Genomic DNA, 22586 nt, shown 5'->3' on the forward strand with positions numbered 1-22586 from the left:
GGGGGCGTCCCAGGTCGTGGGACGTCCGTCTCACACACGTATCCCCACATTGGGGGATCGCAGTCAATCCTGCAGGCGTCGGGCGACCTGGTCCCAAATCGCGTGGGCCAGCGCCGCCTTCGAGCCGCGCGGGACCTCGGTCGCGGTGCCGTCGGCGCCGAGGATGACCGCCTCGTTCTCGGGGCTGCCGAAGACCGCACCCCCGCTGACGTCGTTGACCACCAGCAGGTCGCAGCCCTTGCGGGCCAGCTTGGCGCGGCCCAGCTCCAGGACCGTGCCGGTCGCGTCGCCGGTCTCGGCGGCGAAGCCGACCACCACGGTGTCGGCCCGACCCCGGGAGGTGCTCAGCTCGTGGAGCACGTCGGGGTTCTGCACCAGCTCGATGGCGGGCGCGGAGCCGTCGGCGGCCTTCTTCATCTTCGCCTCGCTGTACGACGCCGGGCGGAAGTCCGCGGGCGCGGCGGCCATCACGACGGCGTCGGCGGAGGCGGCCGCGGGCACGACCACCTCGCGCAGCTCGGCGATGGTCTCGACCCGCACGACCTTGACCCCTGCGGGGTCGGGCAGCGTGCTGTTGGCCGCGACCAGGGTGACCTCGGCGCCCCGGGCGGCCGCGGCGCGGGCCAGCGCGAAGCCCTGCAGCCCCGAGGAGCGGTTGCCGAGGAACCGGACCGGGTCGAGGTACTCACGCGTGCCGCCGGCGGAGACCACGACGCTGCGCCCGGCGAGGTCGCGGGTCGCGCCGCCGGCCGCGGCTCGGGCCAGGACGTGGGTGCAGAGCTCGAAGATCTCCCCCGGCTCGGGCAGCCGGCCCTTGCCGGTGTCCTTGCCGGTCAGCCGGCCCTCGGCCGGCTCGATGACCAGGACGCCGCGCTCGCGCAGGGTGGCGACGTTGGCCTGGGTGGCGGGGTGCTCCCACATCTCGGTGTGCATCGCGGGCGCGAGCACGACCGGGCAGCGGGCGGTGAGCAGGGTGTTGGTGAGCAGGTCGTCGGCCAGGCCGTGCGCGGCGCGGGCCAGCGTGTCGGCGGTCGCGGGCGCGACGACGACGAGGTCGGCGGACTGGCCCAGCCGCACGTGCGGCACCTCGTGGACGTCGGTCCACACGTCGGTGGCCACCGGCTTGCCCGAGAGCGCGGCCCAGGTGGGCGCGCCGACGAACTGCAGGGCCGACTCGGTCGGCACGACGGTGACGTCGTGGCCGGACTCGGTGAGCCGGCGCAGCAGCTCGCACGCCTTGTACGCCGCGATCCCGCCGGTCACCCCGAGGACGACCGTCGGACGAGCAACGGGCCGCGCCCCCGTGGGGGACGCGGCCTCGTGGTCCGAGCCGGTGCTCAGCGGGTCACTCGCCGGGCGCGAAGGAGGCGTCGATGGCGGCGGCCTTGGCGGCGGCCTCCTCGGCGGCCAGCTCGGCCGGGTCGACGTCCTCGCAGGTCAGCAGGTCCTCGTTGATCTCGCGGAGCGCGATCGAGAGGGGCTTCTCCTGGACGTGGGTGTCGACCAGCGGGCCGACGTACTCCAGCAGGCCCTCGCCGAGCTGGGAGTAGTAGGCGTTGATCTGCCGGGCGCGCTTGGCGCTGTAGAGGACCAGCTTGTACTTGCTGTCGGTCTTGGTGAGCAGGTCGTCGATCGAGGGGTTGGTGACACCCTGAGCGTCGATGTTGGGGGCAGACACGCGTGAAGCCTCACAGGATCGTTGGATGGGTGCCCGAGCGGCGGAACCGGAGCGGAGCGGGCAGCGCTCAGTCGAGCGTCATCAAGGCTACCAACTCGTTGGCGGCAGCGTGAACTTCGTGGTTGACGATGGTGGTGTCGAACTCGCTCTCGGCGGCCAGCTCGGCGCGGGCGGTCTCCAGGCGGCGCTCGCGCTCCTCCTCGGTCTCGGTGCCCCGGCCGACGAGGCGACGCACCAGCTCCTCCCACGAGGGCGGCTTGAGGAAGACGAAGAGCGCCTCGGGCATCGTCCGGCGCACCTGGCGCGCGCCCTGGAGGTCGATCTCGAGCATCGCGGGTCGGCCGGAGGCCAGTGCGAGGTCGACGGGCTGGCGCGGGGTGCCGTACCGGGCGGACTTGTGGACGACCGCCCACTCCAGCAGGTCGTCCTCGGCGATCATGTTGTCGAACTCCTCATCGGAGACGAACCAGTAGTGCACGCCGTTGACCTCGCCGGGGCGCGGCGGGCGGGTCGTCGCGGAGACCGAGATCCAGACCTCGGGGTGGTGCTCACGGATGTGCGCGGCGACCGTGCCCTTGCCGACGGCCGTGGGGCCGGCGAGGACGACGAGTCGCGAACGGCGCTCGTGGCCGCTCACGCCGAGCCGCGGGAGCCGAACTCCTTCTCGAGCGCGGCGACCTGCTTGGTCCCGAGCCCGCGGACACGCCTGCTCTCGGCGATGCCGAGGCGCTCCATCACCTGCCGCGCCCGCACCTTGCCCAGGCCGGGCATCGCCTGGAGCAGGTCGACGACCCGCATCTTGCCGACGACCTCGTTCTCCTGGCCCTCGCGGAGCACGTCGACGATGGAGGCGCCGGAGTTCTTGAGCCGGTTCTTGATCTCGGCCCGCTCGCGACGGGAAGCGGCTGCCTTCTCCAGGGCCGCCTGACGTTGTTCCGGCGTGAGGGGCGGGAGCGCCACGGGCGAGTCCTTAGTCTTCGACGGTGCGGAGGGGCGGTGCCCAATCTAGTCAGAACTCTTCACCCCCGGCAACGCAGGCCCCTCAGAGGGTCAGCGGGGTCCCGCACACGTCGCGGGCCTGCTGCTGCACGCCGGCCAGCGCCTCGACGGTCGCGCGGGCGACCAGCTCGCGCGCCGCGGCGTCGATGCGGGCGCGCTCGGCCTCGGTCACGCCCGCGGGCGACTCGGCGCGGTCGTACGTCGCCGGGTCGAGGCCCGCGTCGGCCAACGCGTCGCGCAGCTCGCGCACCCGCCCGGTCACCAGGTCCCACTCGTCGCGCAGGTCGCGGGGGGCGGCGTCCTCGAGGGCCTCGAGGCTCGGCAGCGCCTCGAGGAGCGCGGCGGGCGAGCCGTCGGCGACGGTCTCGGAGAGGTCCGGGCGCTGCTCCTCGACGACCTCGCAGTAGGCCTCGTGCGGGTCCTGGGAGCAGGCCGTCAGCGGCGTGAGCAGCAGGAGCGGCGCGAGGAGGCCCCAGCCCGGGCGGATCACCGCAGCGCCGCGAGCTCGTCGTTGGCGGCCCGCACCGCGTCGCGCATCGCGGCGGCGTCCGGGCCGCGGCGCAGGACCTCGCGCGAGGAGCTGGGCAGCACGTTCGCGGCGGCCGCGCCGAAGATCCGGCGCACGTCGGCCGTGGTGCCGCCCTGGGCGCCGTACCCCGGGGCGAGGACCGGACCGTTGAACGCCAGGTCCTCCTCGGTCGCCCCGATCGTCGCGCCGACGACGGCGCCGAAGGAGCCGAGGGGCTCCGCGCCGGCGTTGAGCCGGCGCAGGTGGTCCAGGACGCGGCCGGCGACGGTGGAGCCGTCCTCGAGGCGGGCGTGCTGCACCTCGGGGCCCTCCGGGTTCGAGGTCAGGGCCAGCACGAACAGCCCGCCGCCGTGCCGCTCGGCGGCCTCGACGAACGGGTCGAGCGAGCCGAACCCGAGGAACGGGCTCACCGTCACGGCGTCCGAGCCCAGCGGCGAGGCGGGGTCGAGGTACGCCGCGGCGTAGGCCGCCGAGGTGGACCCGATGTCGCCGCGCTTGGCGTCCATCACCACCAGCGCGCCGGCGGCCTTCGAGGCGGCCACGACCTCCTCGAGGACGGCGACGCCGCGGCTGCCGAACCGCTCGTAGAACGCCGACTGCGGCTTGACCACGCTCGCGTGCGGGGCGACCGCCTCCACGACGGTCAGCGCGAAGCGGCGCAGCCCCTCGGCGTCGTCGGGCAGCCCCCAGCCGGCCAGCAGGCCGGCGTGCGGGTCGATGCCGACGCACAGCGGCCCGCGCGCGTCGACCGCGGCGCGCAGGCGCGCGCCGAACGTGCTCGGGGTGCTCGGGGTGCTGGTCATGCGGCCTCCTCAGGCGAGCGCGGCCGCGAGGCGCGCGGCGGCGGTGGGGTCGTGGAGCAGCGCGGTGCCGACCTGGACCGCGACCGCCCCGGCGTCGAGGAACGCCCGCGCGTCCTCGGCGGTGGTGATGCCACCGCCGCCGACGACGGGTACGCCGGGCAGCGCGGCGCGCACCTCGGTCACGCACCGCAGGGCGAGCGGCCGCACCGCGGGACCGCTGAGCCCGGCGGGCCGGCCGTCGGGCAGGGCCGCGGCCTGCGGGCCGCCGACGACGACCCCGGCCGCTCCGGCGTCGGTGACGACGCGGGCGGACTCCGCGACGCGCAGCACGTCGGCGCGGACCTTCGCCAGCACCGGGAGGTCCTGGGCCTCGCGGACGACGGCGGCGACGACGTTGGCGGCGTGGAACGGCTCGCGCACGTCGAGCAGCCCGTGGGCCCGGGCGTCGGGGACGGCGAGGTTGACCTCGATGCCGCGGACGCCGGGCGCCCGGGCGAGGCGCCGCGCGACCTCGGCGTGCTCGGCGACCGAGGCCCCGGTGATCGAGACGACGACCCGCGGCGGCTGCTGGACCAGCCAGGGCAGCTCGGTGGCCAGGAACATCTCCAGCCCCGGGCCGGGGAGGCCGGTGCTGTGCACGAGGCCCGAGGCGGTCTCCGCGATCCGCGGGGCCGGCCCGCCGGAGCGGGCGTTGAGCGTCAGCGAGCGGGTGGTGAAGGCACCGATGCCCTCCAGCCCGCCCAGGGCGGCGAGCTCGCGACCGGTGCCGCCGCAGCCCGCGGCGACGACGACGGGGTTGCCGAGGTCGATCACGACGGCTCCCCCGCCCCGGCCAGCTCGTCCCAGCGGACCCGGTCGCCGCGCACGACCGGCCCCTCGGTGCACGCGCGTACGACGCGGGCCACGCCGTCCTCGCCGACCACCGGCAGCGGGCAGCCGTGGCACAGGCCGGTCCCGCAGGCGAGCGGCTGCTCGACGGCCGTCTGGCTCCAGGCCCCGGCCTGCTCGGCGGCCGCCGCGACCGCGTGCAGCGTCGGCACCGGCCCGGCGGCGTACACGACCTCCGCGGCGGACTGGGCGAGCACCCCGGCCACGACGTCGGCGACCGACCCGCGGCGCCCGACCGAGCCGTCGGCGGTGACCACGGTGACGGCCCGGGCGACCCGGCGGGCCTCCAGCGCGGAGAGCAGCCGGCGCTCGTCGGGGGCCGCGACCAGCAGGCTCACCGCGCAGCCGCGCTCGCGGAGCCGCTCGGCGAGGGGGTAGAGCGGCGCGGCGGCGTACCCCTCCCCCACGAGCAGCGTCGCGACCGGCTCCTTGGGCAGGGCGAAGGCGCGGCCCAGCGGGCCGGTCAGCTCCAGGCGGGTGCCGACCGGCCGCTCCGCGAGCCACCGCGTGCCCGGACCGACCGGCTCGACCACCAGCTGCAGCGCCGGCCCGTAGCCGCCCACCGGCTTGACGCCGTGCACCCACAGCGCCCGGCGGGCCAGCCTGGTGCCGTCGACCGAGACCGCGACGAAGGTGCCCGGGCGGAACCGCTCGGCGACGCCGGGGGCGACGACGGTCAGGTGCTGGAAGGCACCGACCCGCTTGCTGGCCAGCACCTCGCCGGTGGTGTGGAGCGGGGACTTCACCCCCTGCCCACCCCTGAACCCACCTCTGGGCCGACCCCGGCCAGGACGCGCCGGGGCCAGAGCGGGCCCTCGTAGACGAACGCGGAGTAGCCCTGGAGCAGGTCGGCGCCGGCCGCGAGCCGGGCGCGGGCGTCCTCGGCGGTGGTGATGCCGCCGACCCCGATGATCGTCGGGCCCTCGCCGAGCCGGTCGCGCAGGATCCGGGTCACCTCGAGCGCGCGCTCGCGCACCGGGGCGCCCGAGAGCCCGCCGTTGCCGATCGCCTCGACCTCGGCGGCCGAGCTGGCCAGCCCCTCGCGGGAGATCGTGGTGTTGGTGGCCACGATGCCGTCCAGGCCGATCGCCAGCGCCATGTCGGCCACCGCCACCACGTCCTCGTCGGCGAGGTCGGGCGCGATCTTGACCAGCAGCGGCACCCGCGCCGAGGTCACCGTGTCGGCGGTCCGGCGGACGTGCTCGAGCAGCGGCTGGAGCTTCTCGACGGCCTGGAGGTTCCGCAGGCCCGGGGTGTTCGGGGAGCTCACGTTGACCACGAGGTAGTCGGCGAACGGCGCGAGCAGGCGGGTGCTCTTGGCGTAGTCGGCCTCCACCGCCGCCTGGTCGTCGTCCGGCACGACCTTGGTCTTGCCGATGTTGATCCCGAGGACCGGACCGCCGGCCGCCTCGTCCCGCGAGAGCCGGGCGCGACGCTCGGCCAGGCGACGGGCGACCACCTCGGCGCCGTCGTTGTTGAAGCCCATCCGGTTGACCACCGCGCGGTCGGCGGGCAGGCGGAAGAGCCGCGGCGTGGGGTTGCCCGGCTGCCCCTCCCCCGTGACCGTGCCGACCTCGACGTGCCCGAAGCCGAGCGCGGCGAGGGCGTCGATGCCGACGGCGTTCTTGTCGAAGCCGGCGGCCACGCCCAGCACGTTCGGGAAGCTCAGCCCGAGCGCCTCCACGGGCTTCCCCGGCGTGCGCAGCAGCCGGGTCAGCGGCGCGCCGGCGCGCACCGCGCGGAAGCCCAGGTGGTGCGCCCGCTCGGCGTCGATGCGGGTCGCGACGTGGTCGAAGAGCAGCCCGTACGCCGTCACCGCGCCGCCCACTCCTGGAGCGAGCGGACGCCGATGTCGCCGCGGCGGGCGGCCTCGATGCCCTGCACGGCGGCCGCGAGCCCCGAGACGGTGGTGATGCACGGGACGTTGGCGCGGACCGCCGCGGTGCGGATCTCGTAGCCGTCGAGGCGCGCGCGGCCCTCGCCGGCGCCGTACGGCGTGTTGACGACCATCTGCACCTCCCCGTCGAGGATCAGCTGGACGGTGGTCTTCTCCCCGTCCGGCCCGGTGCCCTCGAAGTGCTTGCGCACGACCGTGGCGGCGACGCCGTTGCGGCGCAGCACCTCCGCGGTGCCCTCGGTCGCGAGGATCTCGAAGCCGAGGTCGGCGAGCACCTTGACCGGGAAGACCATCGAACGCTTGTCGCGGTTGGCCATCGAGACGAAGATCCGGCCCTCGGTCGGCAGCGGGCCGAACGCGGCGGCCTGGGACTTGGCGAAGGCGGTGCCGAAGTCGCGGTCGAAGCCCATGACCTCGCCGGTGGACTTCATCTCCGGGCCGAGCACGGTGTCGACCTGGGCGCCGTCGGGGGTGCGGAACCGGTTGAACGGCATCACCGCCTCCTTGACCGCGATCGGCTGGTCGGCCGGCAGCGTGCCGCCGTCTCCGGTCGCCGGCAGCAGCCCGGCGGCCCGCAGCTCCCCGACGGTCTCACCGAGCATGATCCGCGCCGCGGCCTTGGCCAGCGGGGTGGCGGTCGCCTTGGACACGAACGGCACCGTCCGCGACGCGCGCGGGTTGGCCTCGAGCACGTAGAGGATGTCGGCGCTGAGCGCGAACTGGATGTTGAGCAGGCCGCGGACGCCGACGCCGCGGGCGATCGCCTCGGTGGCCTCGCGGATCCGGGCGATCTCGTAGGCGCCGAGGGTGATCGGCGGCAGCGCGCAGGAGGAGTCGCCGGAGTGGATGCCGGCCTCCTCGATGTGCTCCATCACGCCGCCGAGGAAGAGGTCCTCGCCGTCGAAGAGCGCGTCGACGTCGATCTCGACCGCGTCGTCGAGGAACCGGTCGACCAGGACCGGGGCCTCCCGCGAGATCAGCCCGGCGGCGACGTACTTCTCCAGGTAGGCCTCGAGGGCGTCCTCGCCGTAGACGATCTCCATGCCGCGGCCGCCCAGGACGTAGGAGGGCCGCACGAGCACCGGGTAACCGATCTCGCGGGCGATCTCCCGCGCCTCGGGGAACGAGATGGCGGTGCCGTGCTTGGGCGCCACCAGCCCGGCCTCGGCGAGCACCCGGCCGAACGCGCCGCGCTCCTCGGCGAGGTCGATGGCGTCCGGGGAGGTGCCGACCAGCGGGACGCCGGCGCGGGCCAGGCCCTGGGCGAGCCCGAGCGGCGTCTGGCCGCCGAGCTGGCAGATGACGCCCGCGACCGGGCCGGCCGCCTGCTCGGCGTGGACGACCTCGAGGACGTCCTCGAGGGTGAGCGGCTCGAAGTAGAGCCGGTCGGAGGTGTCGTAGTCGGTCGAGACCGTCTCGGGGTTGCAGTTGACCATGACCGTCTCGTAGCCGGCCCCGCCCTCGCCCTTCCCGAGCGCCAGCGAGGCGTGCACGCAGGAGTAGTCGAACTCGATGCCCTGGCCGATCCGGTTCGGGCCCGAGCCGAGGATGATGACCGCCGGGGTCTCCCGCGGCGCGACCTCGGTCTCCTCGTCGTAGGAGGAGTAGTGGTACGGCGTGGCCGCCGCGAACTCCGCCGCGCAGGTGTCGACGGTCTTGTAGACCGGGCGGATGCCCAGCGCGTGCCGCACGCCGCGGACCACGTCGGCGCTCATCCCGCGGATCTTGCCGATCTGGACGTCGGAGAAGCCGTGCCGCTTGGCCTTGCGCAGCAGCCCCGGGGTCAGCTCGGGGGCGGCGGTGACCTCCGCGGCGATCTCGTTGATCAGCGCGAGCTGGTCGAGGAACCACGGGTCGATGCGGGTGGCCTCGAAGATCTCCTCCGGCGTCGCGCCGGCGCGGATCGCGTCCATCACCTTGCGCAGCCGGCCGTCGTGGGGGGTGCGGATGTCGGCGAGGATCGCGTCCTTGTCGAGCTCGACCCACTCCTGGTGCCAGTCGAAGACGGCGTTCGGGCTCTCCAGCGAGCGCAGCGCCTTCTGCAGCGCCTCGGTGAAGTTGCGGCCGATCGCCATCGCCTCGCCCACCGACTTCATGTGCGTGGTCAGCGTCGGGTCGGCGCCGGGGAACTTCTCGAAGGCGAACCGCGGGACCTTGACCACGACGTAGTCCAGGGTCGGCTCGAAGCTGGCCGGCGTGGAGTGCCCGTCGGGGCGGGTGGTGATGTCGTTGGGGATCTCGTCGAGGGTGTAGCCGATCGCGACCTTGGCCGCGATCTTGGCGATCGGGAACCCGGTCGCCTTGGAGGCCAGGGCGCTCGAGCGGGAGACCCGCGGGTTCATCTCGATGACGATCAGGCGGCCGTCGGCCGGGTTCACGGCGTACTGGATGTTGCAGCCGCCGGTGTCGACGCCGACCGAGCGGATGATGCCGATCGCGAGGTCGCGCATCTTCTGGTACTCGCGGTCGGTCAGCGTCATCGCCGGGGCGACCGTGATCGAGTCGCCGGTGTGGACGCCCATCGGGTCGAGGTTCTCGATCGAGCAGATGATCACCACGTTGTCCGCGGTGTCGCGCATGACCTCGAGCTCGTACTCCTTCCACCCGAGGATCGACTCCTCCAGGAGCACCTCGGTGGTGGGGCTCGCGTCGAGGCCGGCGCCGGCGATGCGGTGCAGGTCGGCCTCGTCGTAGGCCATGCCCGAGCCGGTGCCGCCCATGGTGAACGACGGGCGCACCACCACCGGGTAGCCGAGCTCCTCGACCGCGGCCAGGCAGTCCTCCATCGAGTGGCAGATCGCCGACTTCGCCGACTCCCCGCCGAGCTCCTCGACGATCTTCTTGAAGACCTGGCGGTTCTCGCCGCGGTCGATGGCCTCGATGTTGGCGCCGATCAGCTCGACGCCGTACTTCTCCAGGACGCCGTCGCGGTCCAGCGCCATCGCGGCGTTGAGCGCGGTCTGGCCGCCCAGGGTCGCCAGCAGCGCGTCGGGGCGCTCCTTGGCGATGACCTTCTCGACGAACTCCGGGGTGATCGGCTCGACGTAGGTGGCGTCGGCGAACTCCGGGTCGGTCATGATCGTGGCCGGGTTGGAGTTGACCAGGATGACCCGCAGGCCCTCCTCGCGCAGCACCCGGCACGCCTGGGTGCCGGAGTAGTCGAACTCGGCCGCCTGGCCGATGATGATCGGCCCGGAGCCGATCACGAGGACCGACGAGATGTCCGTGCGCTTGGGCATGTCAGGCGTCCTTCTTCTCGGTCGGGTTCTCGGTCTGGTCCTCGGTGGACCGGTCGGCCATGAGGTCGACGAACCGGTCGAAGAGGTACGCCGCGTCGTGCGGGCCGGCGGCGGCCTCGGGGTGGTACTGGACCGAGAAGCTCCGCAGCCGTCCCTGGTCGTCGCGCAGCTCGAGACCCTCGACGACGTCGTCGTTGAGGCAGACGTGGCTCACGCTCGCCTCGCCGTACGGCGTGGTGGTGCTTCCCTCGAGCGGGGCGTCCACGGCGAAGCCGTGGTTGTGGGCGGTCACCTCGACCTTGCCGGTGGTGCGGTCGATCACCGGCTGGTTGATGCCGCGGTGGCCGTACTTGAGCTTGTAGGTGCCGAAGCCGAGGGCCCGGCCGAAGAGCTGGTTGCCGAAGCAGATCCCGAAGTACGGCACCTGCTGCTCCAGTGCTCCCTGGAGGACCTCGACCTGCTGGGTCGTCGCGGCCGGGTCGCCGGGGCCGTTGGAGTAGAAGAGCCCGTCGGGCTGCACCGCGAGGACGTCCTCGAGGGTCGAGGTGGCGGGCAGGACGTGCACCTCGATGCCGCGCTCGGCCATCCGCTGCGGCGTCATCGACTTGATCCCGAGGTCGAGGGCGGCGACGGTGAACCGCTTCTCCCCCTGCGCCGGGACGACGTACGCCTCGGTGGTGGACACCTCGTCGGCGAGCTCGAGCCCGCTCATCTCCGAGGACGCGCGCACCCGCTCCAGCAGGGCGGCGGGGTCGGTCTCGGTGGTGGAGATGCCCACGCGCATCGCCCCGCGCTCGCGCAGGTGACGGGTCAGCGCGCGGGTGTCCACGCCGCTGATCCCGACGACGCCCTGCTCGCGCAGCTGATCGTCGAGGGTGCGGCGGCTGCGCCAGCTCGACGGCACCCGGGCGGGGTCGCGCACGACGTACCCGGCGACCCAGATCCGGCGGGACTCGGGGTCCTCGTCGTTGATGCCGGTGTTGCCGACGTGCGGGGCCGTCATGACGACGACCTGACGGTGGTAGGACGGGTCGGTGAGCGTCTCCTGGTAACCGGTCATGCCGGTGTTGAAGACCGCTTCGCCGAAGGTCTCGCCGGGGGCTCCGAAGGCCTCGCCGGTGAAGCTGCGACCGTCCTCGAGGACCAGGATCGCGGGGGCATGCGACGGCACGCCGCACCTCCTTCTCCGCCTCACGGGACGGATCGTTAAAGGATGTTCGAACGACGCGAACCCTATCAGCGGCGCGCCGGCCCGCCCGACCTGCTCGGGCCGAACGGCCCTCGCCGGCGCGGCAACCCCGGGACCATCGGCCCTCACCTGCTCCCTGCGTGGCTGTGACGCTCCTGGCGGAGGGACAACGAGGCTTGGCACCGGGTCCGCCCTCCGTTACGGGAGGTGGACGTCGTGAGCTCGATCCTGAGGACCCGGCCAGCGAGGGCGCTGAGCGTCGCCGTCGCGCTGGCCCTGACCAGCGTGCTCCTGGTGGTGGGAGGCCCGGCGCAGGCGGAGCCGATCCTCGGCGGCGAGCCCACGCGGGCGCCGCGCGGGACCTTCACCGAGCTGCAGGTCCTGCCCATCACCGGGGAGCGGGGCCGGACGGGCGTCAACGCCTTCGATGCCCCGGCCGGTTTCAACCCGCTCGACGGATATCCCGACGCGGTGCCCGCCGGGTCGACGCCCAACCAGATCTCCTACATGGGGCTCATCCCGGCGCGCGACGACGAGGGGAACACGGCCCTGACCTACTGCATCGACCTGTTGACCTCCACCGAGACAGGCGTCACCTACGAGCGTGGCGACTGGACCGAGGCCAACGTGCCCAACCTCCCCTACGTCGGCTACATCCTGGAGAACTACCACCCGACCCAGCCGCAGCCCGCGGACGTCCCCGACAACGTCAAGGCCGCTGCGGTGCAGGCCGCGATCTGGTTCTTCAGCGACAACCTGGTGCTCGACCCGACGCAGGAGCCGCAGCTCTACCAGCTCACCTCGGCCATCGTCGCCGACGCCCTCGAGAACGGGCCGGCCCGTGAGCCCGCACCGCCGGCGCTGAGCGTCTCACCGACGTCCGCGTCGGTCCCGACGACCGGCGAGCTGGTCGGTCCGTTCACGGTCACCGCCGACGGCCCCTCGACGCTGCGCATCCAAGGGGAGGTGGAGGTCTTCAGCGACGCCGCGGGCACCCAGCAGCTGGCGGCAGGAGACACGGTCCCCGCCGGCGCCAGGCTGTGGGTGCGCACGACCAGCTCGGAGACTCCCCAGGGCTTCGCCCTGCAACGTGAGCTGTCGGTCCCGGAGAGCACGGTCTACCTCTACGACGGCAACGATCCCGACCGGCAGAGGGCCCAGAAGCTGATCCTCGCGCAGACGACCCGGCTCGACGTCGTGGCCGGGGTGCGGCTCACGCCGTACGCCGCCGGCGGCATCGCCGTCACGAAGAGGATCCGGGGCGCGGGCGCCGGGCTGCAGGGCCCGGTGGTCATCCGCGTCGTGTGCACCCCCGCCGAGGGGGGTACGCCGGTCGAGCGGCGGGTCAGGATCCCGGCCCGCACCGGTGCGGGCTCCCGGACCGTCACGCTCACCGGGCTGCCCGCCGAGGCCACCTGCACGATCACCGAGCCACGCACCGGCCAGAACCGCCGGGTCGAGCTCACCGCGAGCTCCATCGAGCCGGGGAACGTGACGGTCGTCCAGGACGAGGTCACTCCCGTGGCGACCAGCAACACCTACGCGGCCCGGCCGGACATCCGGAGCCGCACCTCCGACAAACGGGTCAGGCCAGGACGCCCCTTCCACGACCGGGTCCGCCTGACCGGGCTCGCGCCGGGGACGACGGTGCCGGCCACGGCCCGTCTCTACGGCCCCTTCACCTCTCTGGCCGCGGCGACCTGCCGGCCCGAGAACCTGGCGCGCACCGTCACCTGGCGCGCAGGCCCCGGCTGGACCCGGACGCCGGCGGTCCGGGTGCGCGCCCCTGGCGTCTACACCTGGGTCGTCAGCACCGAACGGACCGCGGCGAACACCGCCACGAGAACGCGGTGCGGCGTGCCCGCAGAGACCACGACGGTCGCGAAGCCGTCGTACCCGGCACCGGAGGTCCCCGGCGGGTTCTCCGGCACCCTGCCCCGCTCGGACGGCGGGCCCACGCGCACCGCCCCGACGCTCATCCGCGCCCCGGGGATCGGCCTGCGGGCGAGCGTCGTGCCCACCGTGATCCGGGGCCGCCGGATGCTCCTGCCCGCGAACGTCGGCGCGACCGCCTGGCTGCGCCGGTCGGCAGCGCCCGGTGACCGGATCGGCGCAACCGTGGTCGCCGGTCACGTCTCGGACCGCCACGACCGGCCCGGTGCACTGTGGGGCCTGAGCCGCGCCAAGAAGGGTCAGGTCGTCACCGTGTCCCGGCGCGGCACGACCCACCGGTACCAGGTGAGCAGCACCGCCCGGTTCCAGCGGACAGGACGCCTGCCGCACCGGTTCTTCACCACCACCGGGGCGCACCGCCTGGTGCTCATCAGCTGCACCGGCCGGGTCGTCTACGCCAACGGACACTTCCACTACACCAAGTACCAGGTCGTGGTCGCCACGCCCGTCGGCCGGAAGGGCTGAGCCGGAGAACCGTCTCTCGGGCGGCCGACGGAACCGTCGGCCGCCCGAGCGTCGCTCAGGCCACGACCTCGGCGACGGCCTCCGCGGCGAGCTCCACCGAGCGCAGCCGAGCCTCGACCGACGGGGCCTGGTGGGCGGTGATCAGCTCGTCGGCGCCGACCCGCTCGGCGAACGCGCGCAGGTAGGCGCCGACCTCTGCCGGCGTGCCCAGCGCGGTGTAGGTCAGCATCGAGTCGACGTGGGTCGCCGCGCCGCGGCGCAGCAGCACGTCGGCCTCGAGGTCGGAGAGGTCCTGGCCGTTGCCGAAGAGGTTGACCGCGAGGCTGCGGCGCACCTTCTCGTGGTTCTCCCGGGCCTCGGCGGCCGTGTCGGCCGCGACGACGTTCACGCCGGCGATGACGTACGGCGCGTCGAGCTGGGCCGAGGGCAGGAACTCGCGGCGGTAGGCCTCGACGGCCGACTCGAGGGCCTGGGGCGCGAAGTGGCTGGCGAAGGCGTAGGGCAGGCCCAGCTGCGCGGCGAGGTGGGCGCCGAACATCGAGGAGCCGAGGATGAACAGCGGCACGTGCGAGCCGCGGCCCGGGACGGCCTGCACCCCCGGGACGCGGGACTCACCGGCCAGGTAGGCCTGGAGCTCCAGCACGTCCTCGGGGAAGCGCTCGGAGGAGCGCGGGTCGCGGCGCAGCGCGTACATCGTGTTCTGGTCCGAGCCGGGCGCGCGCCCGAGACCGAGGTCGATGCGCCCGGGGTACATCGCCTCGAGCGTGCCGAACTGCTCGGCGATCGTCAGCGGGGCGTGGTTGGGCAGCATCACGCCGCCCGCGCCGAGCCGGATCGTGGAGGTGTGCGCGCCCACGTGGGCGATGAGCACGCTGGTGGCAGAGGAGGCGATCCGCGGCATGTTGTGGTGCTCGGCGTACCAGACCCGCTCATAACCCCGCTCCTCGGCGCGACGGGCGAGCGCGACGCTCGCGGCGATGCTGCTGGAGACGGTCTCCCCGTCGGCGATGGGAGCGAGGTCGAGGACGGAGAGCCGGAAGGTCATGTCCTGCCGAACGCCTAGGTGGCCCGGTTCCTTCCCGTCCCCCGGCCCGGCCCCCGGCCCGTCCCCCGGGTCGGCGGCGCGGTCCACGGGTCCTCGGGCCAGGCGTGCTTGGGGTAGCGGCCGCGGAGCTCGGCGCGCACCTGCGGGTAGGCGTTCTCCCAGAAGGACGCGAGGTCGGCGGTGACCGCGACCGGGCGGCGCGCCGGGGAGAGCAGGTGCAGCAGCACCGGGACGCGCCCGTCGGCCACGCGCGGCGTGGCGGCCCAGCCGAAGGTCTCCTGGAGCCGGACGGCCAGCACGGGCTGCTCACCGGAGTAGTCGACGCGCACGCTCGACCCGCTGGGCACCGCCAGCCGCTCGGGCGCGAGCTCGTCGAGCCGCCCGGCCTCCGGCCACGGCAGGAGCCGGCGCAGCGCGGCCAGCACGTCGATGCGCCGCAGGTCGCGGGTCCCGCGGACGCGGGCCAGCTCGGGCCCCAGCCAGGTCTCCACCTCGGCGGTCAGCCTCGCGTCGGAGACCGACGGCCACGGCGGGCCGAAGGTCCGGTGGAGGAAGTCGAGCCGCTCGCGCAGCGACCGCGCCGCGTCGGTCCACGGCAGCACCGCGAGCCCCTCCTGCCGCAGGCCCTCGCGCACGGCGGCGGCGACCCCGGCGACCGGCGGCTCGGCCAGCGGCACCGAGGCCAGCTCGACGGCTCCCAGCCGGGTGACCCGCCGGGCCACGACCCGGCCCTCGGCCCAGGTGACCTCGTCCTCCTCGCGCCAGCGGGCCGCGGCCGCCTCCAGGGCGAGGTCCTCGTCGACCGGGGCCGCCGAGCGGATCGTCGCGTCCCGCTCCCCCGGCCTGCGGTCGACGTCGGCGACGGCCAGCCACGGGGTCCCGGCGAGCGCGGAGCCGCGGGGCAGCACCGCGCCGGTGCCGCCGACCATGAGGTACGCCGCCGAGCCGGGCCGGCTCCGGGCGACCCGGTCGGGGTGGGCCAGGGCCGCGACGGCGCCGACTGCGAGGTCGTCGGTCAGCCGCTCCCGCGCTCCCCCGCCTGCTCCCTCCCCTGCGACGTGGGCCCGCAGGTCGGCGACCGACCGGCGCCACGCGGCCGGCCGCTCCCGGCGCGCCTGCCGGAGCGCGGCGACCAGGTCGCCTCCGGGCGACCGGACGTCCTCGGCGAGCAGCGCGACGACCTCGGCGGCGCGGTCGGGGCCGACCAGCGCCGCGCCGTCCAGGAGCGCGCGGGCCAGGCGCGGGTCGGCCGGCACCCGCGCGATCGCCCGGCCGCGGTCGGTCACGGCGCCGTCGTCGTCGACCGCGCCGAGGTCGGCCAGCGTGCGGCGCGCGGTGGCCATCGCGGCCGCCGGCGGCGGGTCGAGCAGAGCCAGGCCGGCCCCGTCCGGGCTGCCCCAGACCGCGAGCTCGAGGGCGAACCCGGTCAGGTCGGCGACCGCGACCTCGGGCTCGGGGTGGGCGGCCAGGTGGGCGTGCTCGGCCTCCGACCAGCAGCGGTACGCCGCGCCCGGGCCCTCGCGGCCGGCCCGGCCGGCCCGCTGCTCGGCCGCGGCACGGCTGACCCGGGTGGTCACCAGCCCCGCCAGGCCGCGGCGGTGGTCGGTGCGCGGCTGCCGGACCAGCCCGGCGTCGACGACGGTGCGCACGCCCGGGACGGTCAGCGAGGACTCGGCGACCGCGGTCGACACCACGACCCGGCGGCGTACCCCCGGGGTGAGGGCGCGGTCCTGCTCGGCGGCGGTGAGCCGGCCGTGCAGCGGGAGGACGTCGGCGCCGACGTCCGCGAGCCGGCGGGCGACCCCACCGACCTCGGCGACGCCGGGCAGGAAGGCCAGCACGTCGCCGTCGCGCTCGGTGAGCGCGCGGCGCACGGTCGCGGCGACGTGGTCGAGGAAGGCCGGGGTGACGCCGCGGTCGTCGGTGCGCAGGACGCCGGGCGGCAGCGGGGCGTGGACGACCTCGACGGGGTGCAGGGCGCCGGGGACCTCCACCACCGGGACGGGCGGGCTGCCCAGGAGCGCGGCGGTGCGTTCGGCCTCCACGGTCGCGGACATGGCCACGAGGCGCAGGTCCTCGCGCAGGTGGGCGCGGACGTCGACGAGCAGCGCCAGCAGCAGGTCGGCGTCGAGGGCCCGCTCGTGCACCTCGTCGACGACGACCGCGGCGACCCCCGGCAGGTCGGGGTCGCGCTGCAGGCGGCGCAGCAGCACGCCGGTGGTGACCATCTCGACCCGGGTGGCGGCCGAGGAGCGGCGGTCCCCGCGCACGGCGTACCCCACCGTGCGGCCCACGGGCTCCCCCAGCAGGTCCGCGAGCCGGCGCGCCGCGGCCCGGGCGGCGATCCGGCGGGGCTGGGTGACGACGACCCGACCGCCGCCGAACTCATCTGCGAGCTCGGCGACGGCCGGGGGGACGAGCGTCGTCTTGCCGCTGCCCGGGGGCGCCCACAGCACGGCCGCGGAGCGCTCCCGGAGCGCGGTCGTCAGCGCCGGCAGGCCGGCGCGGACGGGGAGGTCGACCTCAGACCAGTGCACCGGCGAGGACCGTCGGCCGCCCGCGCAGGAAGGTGGCGACGACGCGGCCGGGCAGCTCCATGCCGCGGTACGGCGTGTTGCGGCTCAGGCTCGCCGACTCCGCGGGGTCGACGGGCCGGCGCACGGCGGGGTCGTAGAGCACGACGTTCGCCGGGGAGCCGGCCTCGAGCGGCTGGCCGTGGTCGGCGACGCGGCCGATCCGCGCCGGCGCGTACGACATCCGCTCGGCGACGCCGGCCCAGTCGAGCAGGCCGGGGTCGACCATCGTCTCCTGCACGATCGACAACGCGGTCTCCAGGCCGAGCATGCCGAAGGCGGCGGCCGCCCACTCGCAGTCCTTGTCCTCGTGCGGGTGCGGCGCGTGGTCGGTGGCGACGATGTCGATCGTGCCGTCGGCCAGGCCGGCGCGCAGCGCCTCGACGTCGGCGCGGGTGCGCAGCGGCGGGTTGACCTTGTAGATCGGGTCGTAGGTCGCCGCGAGCTCGTCGGTGAGGATGAGGTGGTGGGGGCAGACCTCCGCGGTGACGTCGACCCCGCGGGCCTTGGCCTCGCGGACGATCTGCACCGAGCCGGCGGTCGAGACGTGGCACACGTGCAGCCGGGAGCCGACGTGCTCGGCGAGCAGGCAGTCGCGGGCGATGATCGCCTCCTCGGCGACCGCCGGCCAGCCGGTGAGGCCGAGCCGGCCGGAGAGCTCGCCCTCGTTCATCTGGGCGCCCTCGGTGAGCCGCGGCTCCTGGGCGTGCTGGGCCACGACGCCGTCGAAGGCCTTGACGTACTCCAGCGCCCGGCGCATGAGCACCGCGTCGGAGACGCACTTGCCGTCGTCGGAGAAGACGCGGACCCGTGCGGCGGAGTCGGCCATCGCGCCGAGCTCGGCGAGCCGCTCACCCTGGAGCCCGACGGTGACCGCGCCGACCGGGTAGACGTCGCAGAAGCCGGCCTCGCGGCCCAGCCGCCAGACCTGCTCGACGACGCCCGCGGTGTCGGCGACGGGCTCGGTGTTGGCCATCGCGTGCACGGCGGTGAAGCCGCCGCGCGCCGCGGCGCGGGTGCCGGACTCGACGGTCTCGGCGTCCTCGCGGCCCGGCTCGCGCAGGTGGGTGTGCAGGTCGACCAGGCCCGGCAGGGCCACCAGGCCGGTCGCGTCGACCTCCTCGGCGCCGTCGGCGTCCAGGCCGCTGCCGACCTCGGCCACGACGCCGTCGCGGAGCAGCAGGTCGGTCGGCTCGCCGCCCAGGACCGAGGCGTTGCGGATCAGGTAGGTGCTCATGCGCGTACTCGCTTCGCTCCGTGCGCGCCTGAGGCACAGGGCGCGCAGCATTGATGGGTGAGCTCGCTTCGCGAGCTCACTCGTCTCCTCCGACGGGCTGGGCTCCCCCGAGGAGGAGGTAGAGGACGGCCATCCGCACGGCGACGCCGTTGGTGACCTGCTCGACGATCACGGAGCGGTCGGAGTCGGCCACCTCGGCGCTGATCTCCATGCCGCGGACCATCGGGCCGGGGTGCATCACGATCGTGTGGTCCTGCAGGGTCGCCATCCGGCGACCGTCGAGGCCGTAGCGGCGGGAGTACTCCCGCGGGGTCGGGAAGAACCCGCCGTTCATCCGCTCGCGCTGGACGCGCAGCATCATCACGACGTCGGCCTTCGGCAGCACCGCGTCGAGGTCGTACGACGTCTCGACCGGCCAGGTCTCCACGCCCACCGGGAACAGCGTCGGCGGGGCGACGAGCGTGACCTCGGCGCCCAGCGTGGCCAGCAGCAGCGCGTTGGAGCGGGCGACCCGGCTGTGCAGGACGTCCCCGACGATCGCCACGCGGCGTCCGTCGAGCTTGCCGAGGTGGCGGGTCATCGTGAACGCGTCGAGCAGCGCCTGCGTGGGGTGCTCGTGGGTGCCGTCGCCGGCGTTGACCACGCTGGAGCGGACCCAGCCCGAGTGCGCGAGCCGGTGCGGGGCGCCGCTGGCGCCGTGGCGCACCACGACCGCGTCGGCGCCCATCGCCTCGAGGGTCAGCGCGGTGTCCTTGAGGCTCTCGCCCTTGGACAGGCTCGAGCCCTTGGCGGAGAAGTTGATGACGTCCGCGCTGAGCCGCTTGGCCGCGGCCTCGAAGGAGATCCGGGTGCGCGTGGAGTCCTCGAAGAACAGGTTGACCACCGTGCGCCCGCGCAGGGCGGGGAGCTTCTTGATCGGCCGGTCCGCGAGCGAGCGCAGCTCCGCGGCGGTGCTGAGCACCAGCTCCGCGTCGTCGCGGCTCAGGTCGCCGGCGCTGAGCAGGTGCCGCTTCATCGGGCCTCCTCCTCCGCCGGGGCCGGGCTCGCGGCCGGGGTCTCGCCGTGGATCGTCACCGCGTCGACGTCGTCGACCCCGGCGAGGGTGACCCGGACCCGCTCGACCAGCGAGGTCGGCAGGTTCTTGCCGACGAAGTCCGCGCGGATCGGCAGCTCGCGGTGGCCGCGGTCGACCAGCACCGCCAGCCGCACGGCGCGGGGCCGGCCGAGGTCGTTGAGGGCGTCGAGCGCGGCGCGGATGGTCCGGCCGGAGAACAGCACGTCGTCGACCAGGACGACGGTCCGCCCGTCGATGCCGCTCTCGGGGATGTCGGTGTGGAGCAGCGCGCGGGCCGGCTTCAGGCGCAGGTCGTCGCGGTACATCGTGACGTCGAGCGAGCCGGTCGGCACGTCGTACCCCTCGACGGAGGCGATGCGCTCGGCGATCCGCTCGGCCAGCGGCACGCCGCGGCTGGGGATGCCGAGCAGGACGAGGTCGCCGGCGCCCTTGTTGCGCTCGAGGATCTCGTGGGAGATGCGGGTCAGCGCCCGGGCGATGTCACGGGCGTCGAGAACGACCCGGCCAGGGGTCGCCTCCGGTGCAGGCTGGGCACACACGAGTGCGCTTGACCTCCTTCTCCGCCTCACAGGACGGCTCGTTAAAGGATGTCGATCGGCGCCGACCCTACCGCCTTCCTCCGCGGCCGCGAACCCGGGCGCGGTCGCCGGCCTCAGGTCGCGGGGTCGGTCGCGGCGGCCGGGCGGGCGGAAGGTTCATCGGCCGGCCGATGAACCTGGCGGTTGGCCGATGAAGTTTCATCGGCCAACCGGGAGTTCCATCGGCCGGCCGATAAAACGTCGAGCGGGCCGGTCCGCTTCCCGGTCACTCCTCGGCGATCCGCAGCAGCACCTTGCCGACCGTCCCGGCCTCGACCGCGTCGTGCGCGGCGGCCGTCTCCTCCAGCGGCAGGTGGTGCAGCGGGACGCCGGCCTCCTCGCCGACCGCGAAGGCGCCGTCGGTGAGCGCGGCGGTGATGTCCTCGGTCGCCGCCCGCAGCAGGTCCTCGCCGAGGGTGTAGAGCAGGACGAACTGGTAGCGCAGGTTCTTGGAGAAGGTCTCCCGCACCGGGATCGAGAACTCGTCGCCGCCGTTGTTGGCGTAGATCGCGATCGTGCCGCGGACCCGCGCCACCGCGCGGTCGAGGTCGTTGTTCTGCGCGGGGGCGACCTCGACGACGAGGTCGACACCGTCCGGCGCGACCGCGCGGACCTCCGCGGCCGGGTCGCCGACGCGGTAGTTCACCGTGTGGTGGGCGCCCGCCGCCGTCGCGAGCGCGGCCTTCTCCGCGCTGCTGACCGTGGTCACGACGGTCGCACCCGCCCACCGGGCGAGCTGGATCGCGGCGTTGCCGACCGCGCCCGCTCCCCCGGCCACCAGGACGGTGCGGCCCGCGAGCGCCCCGGGGGCGAGCCGGTCGACGTCCTCGCCGCTGGTCAGGGCGCGGTGCGCGGTCACGGCGGGCACGCCCAGCGCCGCGCCGACGTCGTACGACGCCCCGGCCGGGAGGTGCACCACGCGCGTCGTGGGCAGGACGACCTGCTCCGCGGCGGTGCCGTGGGCGCGGCCGTGCTGGGCGAGGAGCACCCAGACCCGGTCCCCCACGACGAACCCCTCGGCCCCGGGGCCGACCGCGTCGACCACGCCGGCGCCGTCCTGGCCGGGCGTGACCTCGTCGTACCCGCTCATCATCCCGGCGCGGAACTTCCAGTCCGTCGGGTTGACCCCGGCCCGCAGGAGCCGCACCCGGACCTCGCCGGGCCCCGGCTCCGGGACCTCCCGGTCGACCACCTCCAGCACGCTCGACGGACCGGTCTGGCGGTAGACGACTGCTCGCACGGGGTTGCCCCTTCCGGGCTGGGTAATGGGAACGTCCATCGTCCAACCTGCCACCAGGAGGATCCATGCCCGACCTGCCGTTCCCCGACGACGTCCGTGCGCTGCTGCGCAAGCCGAACCCGGCTGTCGTCACCACCCTGCGCTCGGACGGGAGCCCGGTCTCGGTGGCGACGTGGTACCTCCTCGAGGACGACGACCGCGTCCTGCTGAACATGGACGCCACCCGGGTGCGGCTGCGGCACCTGCGCCGCGACCCGCGCGTCTCGCTGACCATCCTCGACGAGGGGAACTGGTACACCCACGTCTCGCTCGTCGGCCGGGTCACCGAGATGCGCGACGACGAGGGGTTGGTCGACATCGACCGGTGCAGCACCCACTACAGCGGCCGGCCCTACCCCGACCGCGAGTCGCCCCGCGTCAGCGCGTGGATGAGCATCGACCGCTGGCACGGATGGGGTGCCGCCAAGGCCTGAGCCCGGTCCGCTGGGGCGCCGTCGGAGGCGGCCGGTGCTGCTTCATCAAGGTATGCAGGAAAACCGTCACGCGGCTGCTCGACGGTTCGGCTGCATACCTTGATGGAACGTCACTTCCCACGCGGAGCTCACCCGGGGAAGTGCGGGTCTGGCTACATACCTTGATGAACAGCCGCCCGCCGCGCCGTCAGCCGCCCGCCGCGCCGTCAGCGGCTGGTCGCCCGGAGCGCCCAGACGTGGCCCCAGTCGTCGCACTCCAGCAGGGCGCGGTCCTCGGAGCGGCCGATCGCGCACACGAGCCAGACCAGGCCCCACAGGCCGCCGGTCAGGATCGTGAAGACGGCGTGGGCGGCGTGGGAGACCGAGCGCTGGTAGGCGAGCACCGTGCCGTGCGGCCCGGCGTGGACGACCGACGCGCCCTCGTCGAGCACCTGGCGCTCGACCGCGAGGTCCAGCACGCGCTTGCGCTGGGACTCCGTGATCCGCCGGCCGAGGTCGAACCGGTCGGGGCGGTGCAGGGCGGCCAGGTCGGCGGAGTACGCCGCCGACGCCCACCGCCGGCCGGTCCACCGGCGCCAGCGCTTGCCGTCCCACCGGTAGTCGCCGGTGGCCGGGCGGGTCGTCAGCAGGTCCGGCGTCCCGGGGCGGGCGAGGGTGGTGGTCCGAGGCACCCGCCCATCATCCCCCGTCCCGCCCGCCCCGGCAGGCGAACCCGCCGGGACGGA

20 protein-coding genes are annotated in these 22586 nt (G+C 74.7%); 2 read left to right on the forward strand and 18 right to left on the reverse strand.

The window, feature by feature from the left end; translation table 11 throughout:
* Positions 1 to 63 precede the first annotated feature (63 nt).
* The 11 genes from coaBC to carA all read right to left on the reverse strand — a co-directional run bounded on the left by coaBC (position 64) and on the right by carA (position 11204).
* Positions 64 to 1341 carry a bifunctional phosphopantothenoylcysteine decarboxylase/phosphopantothenate--cysteine ligase CoaBC gene (coaBC, locus tag HPC71_RS12055; RefSeq protein WP_154617300.1) on the reverse strand — a complete coding sequence of 426 codons (1278 nt, stop codon included), beginning with the start codon at positions 1339 to 1341 and terminating at the stop codon, positions 64 to 66.
* A gap of 4 nt (positions 1342 to 1345) precedes the next feature.
* Positions 1346 to 1678 (reverse strand): DNA-directed RNA polymerase subunit omega, encoded by a 333-nt coding sequence (gene rpoZ / locus HPC71_RS12060; RefSeq protein ID WP_171896732.1) that lies wholly within the window; start codon positions 1676 to 1678, stop codon positions 1346 to 1348.
* Between the two features lie 67 nt (positions 1679 to 1745).
* On the reverse strand, positions 1746 to 2315 hold the full coding sequence (gene gmk / locus HPC71_RS12065) for a guanylate kinase (RefSeq protein ID WP_171896733.1): 570 nt from the start codon (positions 2313 to 2315) through the stop codon (positions 1746 to 1748).
* A complete protein-coding gene (gene mihF / locus HPC71_RS12070) occupies positions 2312 to 2638 on the reverse strand; it encodes an integration host factor, actinobacterial type (RefSeq protein ID WP_171896734.1) in 327 nt (108 codons plus the stop codon). The genes gmk and mihF overlap by 4 nt, the downstream gene beginning before the upstream one ends.
* A gap of 82 nt (positions 2639 to 2720) precedes the next feature.
* Complete coding sequence (locus HPC71_RS12075; protein ID WP_154617302.1) at positions 2721 to 3167, reverse strand: hypothetical protein; 447 nt, start codon at positions 3165 to 3167, stop codon at positions 2721 to 2723.
* The gene (pyrF, locus tag HPC71_RS12080; protein WP_154617304.1) at positions 3164 to 4009 is read right to left on the reverse strand and encodes an orotidine-5'-phosphate decarboxylase; all 846 of its coding nucleotides are present in this window, start codon (positions 4007 to 4009) and stop codon (positions 3164 to 3166) included. Before pyrF ends, HPC71_RS12075 begins: the two co-directional genes overlap by 4 nt.
* 9 nt (positions 4010 to 4018) lie before the next feature.
* A complete protein-coding gene (locus HPC71_RS12085; RefSeq protein ID WP_171896735.1) occupies positions 4019 to 4822 on the reverse strand; it encodes a tRNA-dihydrouridine synthase in 804 nt (267 codons plus the stop codon).
* On the reverse strand, positions 4819 to 5643 hold the full coding sequence (locus HPC71_RS12090) for an iron-sulfur cluster-binding protein (RefSeq protein ID WP_171896736.1): 825 nt from the start codon (positions 5641 to 5643) through the stop codon (positions 4819 to 4821). The genes HPC71_RS12085 and HPC71_RS12090 overlap by 4 nt, the downstream gene beginning before the upstream one ends.
* A complete protein-coding gene (locus HPC71_RS12095; protein WP_171896737.1) occupies positions 5640 to 6713 on the reverse strand; it encodes a quinone-dependent dihydroorotate dehydrogenase in 1074 nt (357 codons plus the stop codon). Before HPC71_RS12095 ends, HPC71_RS12090 begins: the two co-directional genes overlap by 4 nt.
* Entirely contained in the window at positions 6710 to 10033 is a 3324-nt protein-coding gene (carB, locus tag HPC71_RS12100; RefSeq protein WP_154617310.1) for a carbamoyl-phosphate synthase large subunit, read from the reverse strand. Before carB ends, HPC71_RS12095 begins: the two co-directional genes overlap by 4 nt.
* A gap of 1 nt (position 10034) precedes the next feature.
* A complete protein-coding gene (gene carA, locus HPC71_RS12105; RefSeq protein WP_171896738.1) occupies positions 10035 to 11204 on the reverse strand; it encodes a glutamine-hydrolyzing carbamoyl-phosphate synthase small subunit in 1170 nt (389 codons plus the stop codon).
* A gap of 234 nt (positions 11205 to 11438) precedes the next feature.
* Here carA and HPC71_RS12110 point away from each other — a divergent pair, with 234 nt between their 5' ends.
* Positions 11439 to 13640, forward strand: coding sequence for a DUF5979 domain-containing protein (locus tag HPC71_RS12110; RefSeq protein WP_154617312.1), 2202 nt, complete (start codon positions 11439 to 11441; stop codon positions 13638 to 13640).
* Positions 13641 to 13695: 55 nt separating this feature from the next.
* Here HPC71_RS12110 and HPC71_RS12115 read toward each other — a convergent pair whose 3' ends face one another.
* The 6 genes from HPC71_RS12115 to HPC71_RS12140 all read right to left on the reverse strand — a co-directional run bounded on the left by HPC71_RS12115 (position 13696) and on the right by HPC71_RS12140 (position 21388).
* Positions 13696 to 14685, reverse strand: a complete 990-nt coding sequence (locus tag HPC71_RS12115; RefSeq protein WP_154617314.1) for an LLM class flavin-dependent oxidoreductase — start codon at positions 14683 to 14685, stop codon at positions 13696 to 13698.
* Between the two features lie 14 nt (positions 14686 to 14699).
* Complete coding sequence (hrpB, locus tag HPC71_RS12120) at positions 14700 to 17222, reverse strand: ATP-dependent helicase HrpB (RefSeq protein WP_171896739.1); 2523 nt, start codon at positions 17220 to 17222, stop codon at positions 14700 to 14702.
* Complete coding sequence (locus tag HPC71_RS12125) at positions 17209 to 18495, reverse strand: dihydroorotase (protein ID WP_154617316.1); 1287 nt, start codon at positions 18493 to 18495, stop codon at positions 17209 to 17211. The genes hrpB and HPC71_RS12125 overlap by 14 nt, the downstream gene beginning before the upstream one ends.
* A gap of 76 nt (positions 18496 to 18571) precedes the next feature.
* A complete protein-coding gene (locus HPC71_RS12130; RefSeq protein ID WP_154617318.1) occupies positions 18572 to 19510 on the reverse strand; it encodes an aspartate carbamoyltransferase catalytic subunit in 939 nt (312 codons plus the stop codon).
* Entirely contained in the window at positions 19507 to 20109 is a 603-nt protein-coding gene (gene pyrR, locus HPC71_RS12135) for a bifunctional pyr operon transcriptional regulator/uracil phosphoribosyltransferase PyrR (RefSeq protein ID WP_171896740.1), read from the reverse strand. Before pyrR ends, HPC71_RS12130 begins: the two co-directional genes overlap by 4 nt.
* Positions 20110 to 20374: 265 nt before the next feature.
* Complete coding sequence (locus HPC71_RS12140; protein WP_171896741.1) at positions 20375 to 21388, reverse strand: NADPH:quinone reductase; 1014 nt, start codon at positions 21386 to 21388, stop codon at positions 20375 to 20377.
* A gap of 65 nt (positions 21389 to 21453) precedes the next feature.
* Here HPC71_RS12140 and HPC71_RS12145 point away from each other — a divergent pair, with 65 nt between their 5' ends.
* Positions 21454 to 21861 carry a PPOX class F420-dependent oxidoreductase gene (locus tag HPC71_RS12145; RefSeq protein WP_154617324.1) on the forward strand — a complete coding sequence of 136 codons (408 nt, stop codon included), beginning with the start codon at positions 21454 to 21456 and terminating at the stop codon, positions 21859 to 21861.
* A gap of 206 nt (positions 21862 to 22067) precedes the next feature.
* On the opposite strand, the gene HPC71_RS12150 is transcribed toward HPC71_RS12145, so the two are convergent.
* A complete protein-coding gene (locus HPC71_RS12150) occupies positions 22068 to 22532 on the reverse strand; it encodes a hypothetical protein (protein ID WP_154617326.1) in 465 nt (154 codons plus the stop codon).
* Positions 22533 to 22586 lie beyond the last annotated feature (54 nt).

It is taken from the genome of Nocardioides marmotae (genome assembly GCF_013177455.1).
In the GTDB taxonomy this organism is placed as follows: Bacteria; Actinomycetota; Actinomycetes; order Propionibacteriales; family Nocardioidaceae; genus Nocardioides; species Nocardioides marmotae.